This is a genomic window from Sanguibacter suaedae, from assembly GCF_016342785.1.
Lineage (GTDB): Bacteria > Actinomycetota > Actinomycetes > Actinomycetales > Cellulomonadaceae > Sanguibacter > Sanguibacter suaedae.
In genome coordinates this window covers 184,996-197,558 of record NZ_JAEINH010000005.1, presented here as the reverse complement: position 1 = coordinate 197,558, position 12,563 = coordinate 184,996, and the positions used below count along the sequence as shown (strand labels likewise).

Here is a 12,563-nt window from a genome sequence, read left to right as displayed (position 1 = left end):
GCACCCACCTACGCCGCGCTGACCACCACTTCGCCTGCCCCGGCCCCGGGCGCCCCGAAGACGATGGTGCGGTTGGCGACCTTGTCGCTGAAGAAGCGGTCGTGGCTGACGACGACGACGGCGCCGGGGAAGTGCACGAGGGCGCGTTCCATGACCTGGGTGCTGGACAGGTCGAGGTGGTTGGTGGGCTCGTCGAGCAGCAGCACGGACGCCCCGGACAGCAGGCACTGGGCCATGGCGACGCGGGCGCGCTGACCTCCGGAGAGGTTGCCGATCTTCTGCTTGAGGTCCGCGTCGGAGAACTGGAACATGGCGAGGAACCGGTTGACGGACTTGCGGGTCGCGGTGAGGGCCAGACTGTCTGGCATGGAGTTCACGGCGTGGCTCACGGTGTCCGTGGGGTCGAGGGCGTCGAGGACCTCGTTGTAGGAGATCGTCTCGGTGCCCTTGGTCCACGCCGCCTCACCGGCGTCGGGCGCTTCCTCGCCGGTGAGGACGCGGAGCAGCGTCGACTTGCCGCTGCCGTTGGCGCCCGTCACCACGATGCGGTTGCCGCGCCGGATCTCCAGGCTCAACCCGTCGAAGAGGACCTTGTCGCCGTACGCCTTGCTCAGGCCCTCCACCCGGCACAGCACGTCCTTGACGTGCAGGCCGCCGTAGATCTCCGTGATGATCTGGTCCACCGGGCGTGGTGCCCGCGCCTTCTTGATCTTCGCCAGCTTGTTCCCCAGGCCCTTGCCCGCCCGGGCGGCCTCGCGGCGGTCCGCGATGCCCTCCGCCTCGAACGCCAACAGCTCGGACTCGTGCACGAACTGCGACTCGAGGGTCTTCAACCGGAACTGCTTCTCCACCACGTACTCGGCGAAGTTCCCCGAGTACTCGTGGAGGTGGAAGTTCTCCACCTCCACGGTGCGCGTCGCGACGGCGTCGAGGAACGCCCGGTCGTGGGACACCACGATCGCCGCCCCGCGGAAGTCACGGAACCACGCCTCCAACCACTCCACACCGGCGACGTCGAGGAAGTTCGTGGGCTCGTCGAGGAGCAGCACGTCGGGCCGTTCGAGGACGATCTTCGCGAGGGCCGCACGGTTGCGCCACCCGCCCGACAGGGCGTCGATGGGGCACGTGCGGTGCGCCTCGTCGAACCCCAGGGTCGTCAGGGCGGTGTCGATGTGCCGGCCGTAGTCCCACCCGTCGAGGCGCTCCATCTCCTCGAACAGCTCCGCCTGCCGCTGCACCAGCCGGTCCAGGGCCGGGCCGTCCGACGGGTCCGCCGCGATGGCCTCGTCGATGGACGCGAGCTCCGCCTCCACGGCCTTGATCTCCACGAACAACCCGTCGAGGACCTCCGTGATGGTGGCCTGCCCGTCGAGCTCGGAGAACTGCGAGAAGTACCCGATGCGCGTGCCCTGCTCCACGGTGACCGTCCCGGAGTCCGGCTCCACCTGCCCGAGGGCCAGCCTGAGGAGCGTCGTCTTCCCCGACCCGTTCTTCCCGATGAGACCCACCCGGTCGCCGGCGTCGAGGCGGAAGAACGCCTCACGGAGGATCGGGGTGGACTCGTAGCGGACGTGGACGTCGTGCAGCCGGATCAGGCTCATGGGGACCTCTCGAGGGAAGGGCGCGCAGCTCGGAGGAGTGTCCGGCACAGGGCGAGCCCCGAGTCTACAAAGCGGCCGTGCGCGGCGGGCGCGCGTCCACGACCCCTTCTGCCCACGGCGCACGCAGGTTAGGCTGCGCTTACCTGACCCTCGACGACGGAGCGAGCATGCCCCGCACCAGCGCCACCCAGACCCGCCTCAAGCCCGAGACGTCCGAGCTCCTCGTCCTCGAGGTCCTCGCCACCCGGCGCATCTCGCCGAGCTTCGTGCGCGTCACCCTCGGCGGACGCGACATCGACCGCTTCCGCCCCATGGGGTTCGACCAGTGGTTCCGCCTGTTCATCCCCGTCGCCGAGGACTCCCTCGAACGCCTCCCGCAGAAGCTCAGCACCCTCGCCTACCTGAAGTTCCTCACCATCTCCAAGACGTCACGCCCCGTGCTGCGCAACTACACGGTCCGTGACTTCCGGGACGACGGCCCGCAGGGTCCGGAGCTCGACGTCGACCTCGTCCTCCACGGCGACGACGCCCACGGCACCGCGGGTCCCGCGAGCACGTGGGCCCGCACCTGCGCCCCCGGCGACGTGGTCGCCGTCCTCGACGAGGGCATCAGCTTCGCCCCCGACCCCGCCCTGGGGCACGTGGTCCTCGTCGCCGACGAGACCGGGCTGCCCGCCGTCGCAGGGATCCTCCGCTCCCTGCCCGCGGACACGACCGGCACCGTCGTCGTGGAGATCCCCACCGGCGACGACCGGCAGGACCTCGAGGCGCCCGCTGGTGTCGACGTCCGCTGGGTGGCCCGCGGCGGCTCCGACGAGCAGCCCGGGCACGCCGCCCTCGAGGCGGCCCGCGCGCTGCCCGTGCCCACCGAGCCCTTCTACGGCTGGGTGGTGGGGGAGTCCGCGCTGCCCGTCGGGCTCCGCCGCCACTGGGTCGCCGCGGGCGTCCCCAAGGAGAACATCGTGTTCTGCGGCTACTGGAAGGTCGGCAAGACCCACTGACCGTCGCTACCGTGGGCAGATGACCCAGGAACCCGCGCCCGCCCCACGGTCCGTCTCGCGCCGCACCATCGTCGTCGCCGCGCTCGTCGTCCTCGCCGTCGCGGTGACGACCGTCGTGGTGCTCGCCCTGCGCGACGACCCCGACGACGGGGGAGCGGACCCGACGAGCACCGCGAGCCCCGGCCCGGCGCCCACGACCACCGACGGCGGCACGGGCGACGCGCCCGATCCCGCCGACCCGGGGACGGACCTTGCCGACCCCGGTACCGTGCCCGACGCCACCGGCCTGTCGGTGACCGTGGTCGACCAGCACGCCGGGACGCCCGACGGGTTCTCCGGCCAGGACTCGGGCGCCGTCGTCATGCTCGACGAGGGGACCATCCACGTCGTCACCTACGGCAGCTCGTCGTGTCCGCTCACCCCGGTCTCGATGGAGATCGTCGACGGCGAGATCCACGTCGACGTCGAGGGGCCTGCCGGCGACGTCATGTGCACGCAGGACTACGCGCCCACCACCACGGTGATCGAGCTCCCGGACGAGTTCGCCGACGCGGACGTCCCGCCCGTCGTGCACGTCGAGTCCGCGCTGCGCTGACCGGCCCGGCCCGCGCTGACCGGCCGGGCCGGTCCGCGGTGCGCGGCCCGGCCCGGCCGACGGCTCAGTCGCGGGGCGTGACGACCTTGCGCGCGGTCGGCAGCGCAACGCACAGCAGGGCCGCCTTCACGGCGTCGCCCGCGAGGAACGGCACGACGCCGAGCGTCAGGGCCGTGGCGAGGTCCACGTCGAGGAACGCCATGAGCCACGGCACGCCCCCGGCGTAGACGACCACGGTGGCCGTGGCCACGAGCGCGACGGTGCGCAGCGGGGTGCGGTCCGCGCCGCGGCGCGCGAGGTGCCCGGCGAGGAACGCGGCCGGGACGTAGGCGAGGACGTACCCGAAGGACGCGAAGGCCCAGCCGCTCGCGCCCTCGGCGTAGAACGGTGCACCGAGCACGCCTGCCGCGACGTACAGGCCCATGCTCGCCGCGCCGCGCCCGGACCCGAGCGCCGCCCCGGTGAGCAGGACCCCGAAGGTCGCCAGGGAGATGGGCACCGGGGTGAAGGGCAGGTGGATGCTCAGCTGGGCGAGCAGCGCGACGACGAGCGTCCCGGTGACGACGAGGACCGTGTCGGTGAGCGCGCGGCTCGTGGCGAGGACGGGGACACGGTCGGCGAGGACGGTGCGGGCGGGGCTGCCGGCGAGCTCGGGCGAGGTCATGAGGCTCCAGGGGGACGGGCGGCGCGCTCCGCGCACCGCGCTTGAACACCGTTCAGGTGCTTGAACGGTGTTCAAGATAGTTCTGGGCTGCGGTACGGTCAAGCGTGGCTCTCACCCGTGACGACGTGCTCACCGGTGCGCTCGCGATCCTCGACGAGTACGGCCTCGGCGACCTCACCATGCGCCGTCTCGCTGGGTCGCTCGGCGTCCAGCCCGGCGCCCTCTACTGGCACGTCGCCAACAAGCAGGCCCTCCTCGGGGCGATCGCCGACCGCATCCTCGACGGCCTCGACGGCGGACTCCCTGTCGGGGACTGGGACACGCGCATCACCGAGCTCGCCCACCGCCTGCGCGCCGCGCTCCTCGCCCACCGCGACGGTGCCGAGGTGGTCGCCGCCGCCTACGCCCTGCAGACCGGGCGCGGCCAGACCGTGCGCCTCATGACGGAGGTCCTCGCCGACGCGGGCCTCGACGAGACCGAGGCCGAGCTCGCCGCGCTCACCCTCCTCCACTACGTGTTCGGCCACACCGCCGACGAGCAGTCGCACGCCCAGGCCGCCGAGCACGAGCCCGCCGGGGCGCCGGGCGCGCTCGCGAGCGGCACCGCACGGTTCGGGTTCGGGCTGAGCGTCTTCGTCGACGGGCTCCGCGCGCGCCTCGTGTGACCCTCAGCCCAGGCGCATCTCCATGACGTGGTCCTCGTGCACCTGGTCGCCCGTCCGGAAGTGCCGGACCCCCACCACCTCGAAGCCCGAGCGCGCGTAGAAGCCCTGGGCCCGAGCGTTCTGCTGGTTCACGCCCAGGCACACCACCTGGGCGTCGCCCGCACGGGCCGCGTCGAGGGCGGCGGTCATGAGCCGCCGCGCCGCACCCGAGCCGTGCAGGCCCGGCAGCACGTAGAACTTGCTCACCGTGACCGTCCGCCCGGGAGTCACGGCGGCCGCCAGCTCCGGGTCGTCCGGGGTCCCGGCCACGAGCACCGTGTACGCGACGAGCGTCCCCGCCTCGTCCTGGAGGACGAGGACGGTGGACGCCGGGTCCTCGAGGAAGCGCGCGAAGCCCCCGGCGGACAGCGTCGTCGCCAGGACGTGGTCGATGCCCGCCTGCTCCGTGCCCGGCGGGCACGCCAGCGGGAAGGTCACCGCAGCGAGTTCCGCGAGCGCCGCGGTGTCGGAGCGTCGGGCGGAGCGGACCGTGAGCGTGCCCGGTGCGGCGCCCGGCATGGTGCTCGGTGCGCTGCTCGCCCCGGGGTCGGGGGTGCTCACCGTGCGAGGCCCTCGACGACGCGGGCTCCGGGGAGCGTGGCGAGGAGCGCTCCGGGGAGGGCGAGCTTGGAGCGGCGCACCCCGGACCCGATGACCACGGTCCCGGTGAGGGCTGCGGCGTCGACGAGGAGGGGCCAGGAGGCGTCGAGGCCGACGGGGGTGATGCCTCCGTGCTCCATGCCGGAGTCCGCGACGGCGCGGTCCGTGGGCACGAAGGACGCCTTGCGGACGTCGAGGAGCTTCTTGACGGTCCCGTTGACGTCGGCGCGCGTCGAGGCGCGCACGGCGAGGGCTGCGACCCGTTCGGTGCCTTCGCGTCGGCCGCCGACGAGCACGCAGTTCACGGACGCCTCGAGGGGGATCGCGTAGGCGTCGCTCATGGCGGCGGTGTCGGACAGGTCCGGGTCGATCTCGGCGACGAGGACCTCGTGGGCGACCTCGGGGACGTCGAGCGCCCAGCGGGCGAGGGCCTGCGAGGTGGCGTCGGCGAGCAGCTCGGGGTGCTCGATGGCAGGTGCCCACTCGAGCGTGCCGAGGACGGTGGCCGTGGCTGCGGCCGCGCTCGTGCCGTCGCCGGGTCCGGTGTGCTGTGTCATGCGGGCAGGGTAGCCGCGGGCGCGGGGCGGCTGCCAGGTGGTCCCGGTGGCCGCCCCTGCGCGGGCGGCTACGCCTGGAAGGTGGCGGTGAGCGTGGCGCGCGCGATCGTGTGGAACACGGCGGTGAACGCGACGAGCGTCGGGCTCTGCTCGGGGTCGACGTCGAGGGTGTCGACGTCCAGGGCGTGGACGGCGAAGACGTAGCGGTGCGGGCGGTCGCCGGCGGGCGGGGCGGCGCCCGAGTAGTCGAACTCGCCGCCGTCGTTGCGGACGTGGAACGCTGCGCCCGGGAGCATGAGGTCGCTGGACCCGTCGCCGGGCTGGAGCTCCGTGACGTCGGTGGGGACGTCGACGACGGTCCAGTGCCACCAACCCGCGGGCGTCGGGGCGTCGGGGTCGAACATGTTCACGAGGAAGGACTGCGTCTGCTCGGGGAAGCCCGACCAGGCGAGGTGCGGCGACGTGTTGCTCCCGCCGGCGGAGAACGCCGGGTCCAGGTGGCCCCCGTCGGTCATGTCCTCGCTCGTGAGCGAGAACGACGGCACGGAGGGCAGGAGGGAGTAGGGCTCGGGCGGGACGGGGCGTGAGAGGTCCATGCCCCCATCATGCGACCCGGGGACCGGTGGGCGCACGACGAGCGGATCATCACCCGCTCGCGGGGGGCGGTGGCGCCACCGGGTGACGTATCGTGTTCGAACACACGTTCGAACAGGGTGTGTCGTCCCCGCCGCACACCGTCACGGCAGCCCGGGAGCGACCGCCCACCCCGGCACGAGGAGGTCCACGATGCACGCCCCCGGGACCTCCCGCACCGACCACACCGATGACACCGACGGCGCTGACGGTACAGACGGCACGGCGCCCGTCTCCCGCGCCGAGCGGGCCCGGGCCGCGCTGCGTCGGGCCGAGGAGCTCACCGGCGCGAGGTCCGTGGTCCAGGTGGACCAGGGGACCACCGAGCTCACCTCGGACCACGGTCGCGCCCCGGGGCCCCCGTCCCGTCCGCCGGGCGGGCACCTCGCCGTCGCCCCCGACCCGTCCCCGGCCCCGGGCGAAGTCACGGACCTCGCGGGCGTCGATCGCGCGGACCGACCGGTGCGGGCGCTCACCACCCGGGAACGCCCCGCCCTGCCCGTCCCCGCCGAGCTCGCGGCGCTCGTCCCCGAGGGCATCCGACGCGGCAGCACGGCCACGGTCAGCGGGTCCACGTCGCTGCTCCTCGCCCTGCTCGCCGAGGTCACCCGCGACGGCGGCTGGGTCGCCGTCGTCGGCGCACCACGGACCGGGGTGCTCGCCGCCGCCCAGATGGGCGTGGCCCTCGACCGGCTCGTGCTCGTGCCCGCCCCCGGGCCCGACACCGCCGTCGTCGTCGCCGCGCTCCTCGACGGCATGGACGTCGTGGTCGTGGGGCCCGACGCCGCGCTCGCGGACGGCGACCGGCGACGGCTCGCGTCCCGGGCGCGGGAGCGGGCGTCGGTCCTCGTGTCCACGACCACCTGGCCGGGGGCGCACCTCGTCCTGACGACCGAGCACACCCGGTGGTCCGGACTGGGTTCCGGGCACGGCAGGCTCCGCACGCGACGTCTCACCGTCGCCCGCTCCGGGCGGGGTGCCGGTGGCCGGACCCTGCGGGCCGACGTCGCGCTGCCCGTGCGCCCCGCCGACGCACCCACCACCCGCCCGGGCGTGCCGCCCGTCGGCCCGCACGACGCGCCCTCCGCCCGTCCTGCAGCCGCGGGGCCGGGGGCGGACCCCGGCCTGCCGAGGGTCGGGTGAATCCTGTGCGTCCCGTGACCACCAGCCTCGACGAGGCTGCGCAGGCCGAGCAGGCCACGGAGGCTGCGCAGGACGTCGTCGCCCTCCGCACCGCCGTCCTGTGGGTCCCGGACTGGCCGGTCCTCGCCGCGGTGCGCTCCGACGGCGTCCCCCCGGACCTGCCCGCCGCGGTCCACGACGGTCGCCGCGTCACGGCCGCCTCCGCCCTGGCCCGCACCCAGGCGGTCCGCCGCGGCATGCGCCTGCGGGCCGCGCAGGAGTGCTGCCCGGACCTCGTGCTGCTCCCCGCCGACGACGGGCGCGACACCCGCGAGTTCGAACCCGTGGCCGCCGCGGCCGAGACGCTCGTCGCCGGTCTCGAGGTCGCCCGCCCGGGCCTCCTCCTGCTCCCCGCCGCCGGCGCGAGCCGGTACCACGGCTCGGAGGAGGCCCTCGCCTCGCTGCTCGTGGACACCGTCGCCCGTCGGACGGGTCACGAGAGCCAGGTGGGCGTCGGCGACGGCGTCCTCGCCGCGATCCTCGCCGCACGGGACGCCCGCATCCTGCCGCCCGGCACGTCCGTGAGCCACATCGCCGCCCAACCCCTCCACGCGCTCCTGCACGCCGCCACCAGCCCGCAGACCGTGCCCCGGGTGAACGACCTCGTCGACCTCTGGGGACGCCTCGGGCTGCGCACCCTCGGCGACCTCGCCGCGCTCGCCGAGGCCGACGTCCACACCCGGTTCGGGCACCTCGGCCGCTGGGCCCACCGCCTGGCCCGCGGGGCGGACCTCCGCCCGCCCGCCGCCCGCCGCGTCGAGCCCGACATCGAGGTGGGGTGCGCCCTCGACCCGCCCGCCGAGCGCGTCGACACCGCCACCTTCGCGGCCCGCACGCTCGCCGAGGAGCTCCACGCCCTCGTCCTCGCCCGCTCCGTGACGTGCGGGCGCATCCGCATCTGCGCCACCACCGAGGAGGGCACCGAGCTCGCCCGCACCTGGCGCACCGACGACGGGGCCCTCGGCGGGTTCTCCGCGCCCCGCATCACCGACCGCGTCCGTTGGCAGCTCGAAGGCTGGCTCACCCGTGCGCGCCCCGCCCCCGGGACCACCGAGGAGGTGCCCGCCCCCTCACCGCTCGTCCGGCTGACCATCACCGCGGAGGACGTCGCCCCCGCCGGCGCCCAGCAAGGACGCCTGTGGGGCGCCGCCAGCGGCGACGACCTCCGTGCCCGACGCGCCACCGAACGCGTCCAGGGACTCCTCGGCGGCGACGCCGTGCTCAGCGCCACCCTCCAGGGTGGGCGCGGCCTCGTCGACCAGGTCCACCTCGTGCCCTGGGGCGACGCCGCACCCCCCGTGCGCCCCGCGGACCGCCCCTGGCCGGGCCGCCTGCCCGACCCCGCCCCGGCGACCGTCCTGCCCGAACCCCTGCCCGTCGACGTCCTCGACGCACGAGGGGCGCCCGTCGTCGTCACCGCCCGGCTCACCACCAGCGGCGACCCCGCCACCGTCGTCGCCCCCGACGCCACCCACCGCGTCCACGGGTGGGCCGGGCCCTGGGCGCTCGCCGAACGCTGGTGGACGGGCGGCGGCACACGGCGCGTCCACCTCCAGGTCGAGCTCGAGGACGGCACCGCCCTGCTGCTCGCCTGCACCGGCGGACGGTGGACCTGCGAGGCGCTCTATGACTGACGGCCCCGCGTACGCCGAGCTCCACGCCCACTCCGCGTTCAGCTTCCTCGACGGCGCCACCCAGCCCGAGGACATGGCCGCCGAGGCCGCGCGCCTCGGGCTGTCCGCGCTCGCCCTCACCGACCACGACGGCCTCTACGGGGTGGTCCGGTTCGCCCAGGCCGCCCGTGACCTCGGGCTCGCCACCGTCTTCGGGGCGGAGCTCCACCTGCCCACGGCCGACGGCACCCTCGACGCACCCACGGGCGTCCCCGACCCGCGGTCCACCCACCTCCTCGTCCTCGCCCGCGGCCCCGAGGGGTACCGCAGGCTCTCCAGCGCCATCGCCACCGCCCACCTGGACGCCGGCCGCAAGGGCGCCGCCCGGTACGAGCTCGACCGGCTCGGCGAGCAGGCCGCGGGGGAGTGGCTCGTCCTCACCGGGTGCCGCAAGGGCGCCGTGCGCCAGGCGCTCGAGGGCGCGCCCCACGGGTGGGACGTCGCCGCCGCCCGACGCGAGCTCGACCGCCTCGTCGCCACCTTCGGCCACGACAACGTCGCCGTCGAGATCACCGACTCCGGTGCGCCCCTCGACACCGAGCGCAACGACCTCCTCGCCGACCTCGCACGCTCCGCCCGCCTGCCCCTCGTCGCCACGACCGCCGCCCACTACGCCCACCCCCGCGACGCCGACCTCGCGGCCACCCTCGCCGCCGTCCGGGCACGCTCCTCCCTCGACGACATGGACGGGTGGCTGCCCGCCGGACCCACCGCCCACCTGCGGTCCGCCACCGAGATGCTCGCCCGCCACAGCCGCCACCCCCACGCCGTCGCCACCGCCGCCGCGCTCGGCGCCGAGTGCGCGTTCGACCTGTCGCTGGTCGCCCCCAACCTCCCCCCGTACCCCGTGCCGCCCGGGCACACCGAGGCCACGTGGCTGCGCGAGCTCGTCCGACGCGGCGCCCTCGACCGGTACGGCCCCCGCGACGCCGAGCGCGTGCCCGGCGCCCACGCCCAGATCGACCACGAGCTGCGCGTCATCGAGGAGCTCGGCTTCCCCGGGTACTTCCTCATCGTCTACGACCTCGTCGAGCTCTGCCGCGTCCGGGGCATCCTCGCCCAGGGTCGGGGCTCCGCCGCGAACTCCGCCGTCTGCTACGCCCTGGGCGTCACCGCCGTCGACGCCGTCGCCCACGGTCTGCTCTTCGAGAGGTTCCTCGCCCCCGAGCGCGACGGCCCCCCCGACATCGACGTCGACATCGAGTCCGCCCGCCGCGAGGAGGTCATCCAGCACCTCTACGAGAAGTTCGGCCGCACCCACGCCGCCCAGGTCGCCAACGTCATCACCTACCGGCCACGGTCCGCCGTGCGCGACGCCGCCCGCGCCCTCGGCTACGACGCCGGGCAGCAGGACGCCTGGAGCAAACGCATCGAACGGTGGGGCTCCCTGCGCGCGCCCGCCCCCGCGACGCCCGAGCCCGTGCCCACGCGTGCCCCGGACCGCCCGCAGACCCCGCGCACCGCCCGCGCGGAGCGCCACGCCACCCGCGAGGGCCTGTGGCCCGAGGCCCCCACCCCCTCGAGCGACGTCGACGGCATCCCCGACACCGTCGTCGACCTCGCCGAACGCCTCCTGCGCCTGCCCCGCCACCTCGGCATCCACTCCGGCGGCATGGTCATGTGCGACCGCCCCGTCATCGAGGTGTGCCCCGTCGAGTGGGCGCGCACCCCCGGGCGCACCGTCCTCCAGTGGGACAAGGAGGACTGCGCCGACGCCGGCCTCGTGAAGTTCGACCTCCTTGGCCTCGGGATGCTCACCGCCCTGCGCATCGGCTTCGACCTCGTCGCCGAGCTCGAGGGTGTCCACCTCACCCTCCACGGCCTCCCGCAGGACGACCCCGCCGTCTACGACCTGCTGTGCGCCGCCGACACCGTCGGCGTGTTCCAGGTGGAGTCCCGCGCCCAGATGTCCACCCTGCCCCGCCTGCAGCCCCGACGCTTCTACGACATCGTCATCGAGGTCGCCCTCATCCGCCCCGGCCCCATCCAGGGCAACTCCGTCCACCCCTACATCAACCGCGCCCGCGGCCGCGAGAAGGTCACCTACCTCCATCCCCTCCTCGAACCCTCGCTGTCCAAGACCCTCGGCGTCCCCCTCTTCCAGGAACAGCTCATGCAGATGGCCATGGACGTCGCCGACTTCACCCCTGCCGAGGCCGACCGGCTCCGCCGTGCCATGGGGTCCAAACGGTCCACCGAACGCATGGAGGCGCTGCGCTCGCGGCTGCTCCAGGGCATGGCGGCCAACGGCATCGACCGGAGCACCGGGGAGCAGATCTTCGACAAGCTCAAGGCCTTCGCCGACTTCGGGTTCCCCGAGTCCCACGCCTACTCCTTCGCGTTCCTCGTCTACGCGAGCGCGTGGCTCAAGGCCCACCATCCCGCGGAGTTCTACGCAGGGCTCCTCGCCGCGCAGCCCATGGGCTTCTACTCGCCGCAGTCCCTCGTCGCCGACGCCCGCCGGCACGGCATCGACGTGCTCCGCCCGGACGTCCTCGCCTCCGGGGTGCAGGCCGGCGCCGAGTGGGTCGGAGGCGACGACGCCTCCGACGGCGACGCGACCGGCAGGACGGGGGCCAGGGACCGGGGTGCGCGGGGGCCGGGCGCGGGGGAGCGACGGCTCGCCGTGCGGATGGGGCTCGCGTCGGTGCGGACCGTGAGCGAGGACGTGGCGCAGGCGCTCGTCGACGCGAGGGCCGCGGGCGGCCCGTTCGTCGACCTGCGGGATCTCGCCCGGCGGGTCCGGCTGAGCACCGCGCAGCTCGAGGCCCTCGCCACGGCCGGCGCCCTCGAGGGCCTGGGCGTCGACCGGCGGGAAGCCCTGTGGGCCGCGGGTGCGCTCGCGCAGGAGACCCCGGGGACCCTGCCGGGCGTCTCGGTCGGTGTCACGGCGCCCACCCTGCCCGGCATGACGGCGCTCGAGACGGACGTCGCCGACGTGTGGGCCACGTCGGTCTCCACGGAGTCCTACCCCACGGAGCACGTGCGCCCCGGGCTCGTGGACGCGGGCGTGCTCACGGTCATCGAGACGTTCGCGCACGAGGCGGGCCGCCGGGTCGCGGTGGCCGGGGTGGTCACCCACCGGCAACGACCCGGCACCGCGCGCGGTGTGACGTTCCTCTCCCTCGAGGACGAGACGGGGCTGCTCAACGTCGTCTGCTCGCCCGGGCTGTGGAGCCGGTTCCGCCGCGTCGCACGGACGTCCGCGGCGCTCGTCGTCCGAGGGCGCGTGGAGCGTGCCGACGGCGTGACCAACCTCGTCGCCGAGCACCTCGCACCGTTGTCCCTGCAGGTCGGCACATCTTCACGGGACTTTCGCTGACTCGCGGAGATTTCAACCACCCAAACGTCCG

11 protein-coding genes are annotated in these 12,563 nt (G+C 74.8%); 6 read left to right on the top strand and 5 right to left on the bottom strand.

The genetic code is table 11. The features are described from left to right. Positions 1-8 precede the first annotated feature (8 nt). Positions 9-1,601 (bottom strand): ABC-F family ATP-binding cassette domain-containing protein, encoded by a 1,593-nt coding sequence (locus JAV76_RS08140; RefSeq protein WP_198733538.1) that lies wholly within the window; start codon positions 1,599-1,601, stop codon positions 9-11. 167 nt (positions 1,602-1,768) lie between these two features. Between JAV76_RS08140 and JAV76_RS08135 the strand changes: the two genes are divergently transcribed. Both JAV76_RS08135 and JAV76_RS08130 read left to right on the top strand, forming a co-directional pair. Then, on the top strand, positions 1,769-2,602 hold the full coding sequence (locus JAV76_RS08135; protein ID WP_198733537.1) for a siderophore-interacting protein: 834 nt from the start codon (positions 1,769-1,771) through the stop codon (positions 2,600-2,602). 19 nt (positions 2,603-2,621) lie between these two features. Further along, entirely contained in the window at positions 2,622-3,197 is a 576-nt protein-coding gene (locus JAV76_RS08130) for a hypothetical protein (protein WP_198733536.1), read from the top strand. Between the two features lie 64 nt (positions 3,198-3,261). Here JAV76_RS08130 and JAV76_RS08125 read toward each other — a convergent pair whose 3' ends face one another. Next, on the bottom strand, positions 3,262-3,861 hold the full coding sequence (locus tag JAV76_RS08125; RefSeq protein ID WP_198733535.1) for a biotin transporter BioY: 600 nt from the start codon (positions 3,859-3,861) through the stop codon (positions 3,262-3,264). Positions 3,862-3,965: 104 nt separating this feature from the next. On the opposite strand from JAV76_RS08125, the gene JAV76_RS08120 reads away from it, so the two are divergent. Then, positions 3,966-4,526: a TetR/AcrR family transcriptional regulator C-terminal domain-containing protein gene (locus tag JAV76_RS08120; protein ID WP_198733534.1), complete on the top strand. Its 561-nt coding sequence runs from the start codon at positions 3,966-3,968 to the stop codon at positions 4,524-4,526. A gap of 3 nt (positions 4,527-4,529) precedes the next feature. Here JAV76_RS08120 and JAV76_RS08115 read toward each other — a convergent pair whose 3' ends face one another. The 3 genes from JAV76_RS08115 to JAV76_RS08105 form a co-directional block, all read right to left on the bottom strand. After that, positions 4,530-5,126, bottom strand: coding sequence for a GNAT family N-acetyltransferase (locus JAV76_RS08115; RefSeq protein ID WP_307844084.1), 597 nt, complete (start codon positions 5,124-5,126; stop codon positions 4,530-4,532). Continuing rightward, entirely contained in the window at positions 5,123-5,722 is a 600-nt protein-coding gene (locus JAV76_RS08110) for a YbaK/EbsC family protein (RefSeq protein ID WP_198733533.1), read from the bottom strand. The genes JAV76_RS08115 and JAV76_RS08110 overlap by 4 nt, the downstream gene beginning before the upstream one ends. Before the next feature lie 68 nt (positions 5,723-5,790). Next, positions 5,791-6,318 (bottom strand): YbhB/YbcL family Raf kinase inhibitor-like protein, encoded by a 528-nt coding sequence (locus JAV76_RS08105; protein WP_198733532.1) that lies wholly within the window; start codon positions 6,316-6,318, stop codon positions 5,791-5,793. A gap of 190 nt (positions 6,319-6,508) precedes the next feature. On the opposite strand from JAV76_RS08105, the gene imuA' reads away from it, so the two are divergent. Genes imuA' through JAV76_RS08090 form a run of 3 tightly spaced genes read left to right on the top strand, consistent with a single transcriptional unit; the run spans position 6,509 to position 12,532 of the window. Further along, positions 6,509-7,498, top strand: coding sequence for a DnaE2-dependent mutagenesis accessory factor ImuA' (imuA', locus tag JAV76_RS08100; RefSeq protein ID WP_230402024.1), 990 nt, complete (start codon positions 6,509-6,511; stop codon positions 7,496-7,498). A 14-nt stretch (positions 7,499-7,512) separates the two neighbouring features. Then, the gene (locus JAV76_RS08095) at positions 7,513-9,171 is read left to right on the top strand and encodes a DNA polymerase Y family protein (protein ID WP_198733531.1); all 1,659 of its coding nucleotides are present in this window, start codon (positions 7,513-7,515) and stop codon (positions 9,169-9,171) included. After that, the gene (locus tag JAV76_RS08090) at positions 9,164-12,532 is read left to right on the top strand and encodes an error-prone DNA polymerase (RefSeq protein ID WP_198733530.1); all 3,369 of its coding nucleotides are present in this window, start codon (positions 9,164-9,166) and stop codon (positions 12,530-12,532) included. Before JAV76_RS08095 ends, JAV76_RS08090 begins: the two co-directional genes overlap by 8 nt. The last annotated feature ends 31 nt before the right edge of the window (positions 12,533-12,563 follow it).

Bases quoted from the DNA above. Each gene is read 5' to 3' on its own strand.
- JAV76_RS08140 (WP_198733538.1), bottom strand. From the start codon at position 1,601: ATGAGCCTGATCCGGCTGCACGACGTCCACGTCCGCTACGAGTCCACC.
- JAV76_RS08135 (WP_198733537.1), top strand. From the start codon at position 1,769: ATGCCCCGCACCAGCGCCACCCAGACCCGCCTCAAGCCCGAGACGTCC.
- JAV76_RS08130 (WP_198733536.1), top strand. From the start codon at position 2,622: ATGACCCAGGAACCCGCGCCCGCCCCACGGTCCGTCTCGCGCCGCACC.
- JAV76_RS08125 (WP_198733535.1), bottom strand. From the start codon at position 3,861: ATGACCTCGCCCGAGCTCGCCGGCAGCCCCGCCCGCACCGTCCTCGCC.
- JAV76_RS08110 (WP_198733533.1), bottom strand. From the start codon at position 5,722: ATGACACAGCACACCGGACCCGGCGACGGCACGAGCGCGGCCGCAGCC.
- JAV76_RS08105 (WP_198733532.1), bottom strand. From the start codon at position 6,318: ATGGACCTCTCACGCCCCGTCCCGCCCGAGCCCTACTCCCTCCTGCCC.
- imuA' (WP_230402024.1), top strand. From the start codon at position 6,509: ATGCACGCCCCCGGGACCTCCCGCACCGACCACACCGATGACACCGAC.
- JAV76_RS08090 (WP_198733530.1), top strand. From the start codon at position 9,164: ATGACTGACGGCCCCGCGTACGCCGAGCTCCACGCCCACTCCGCGTTC.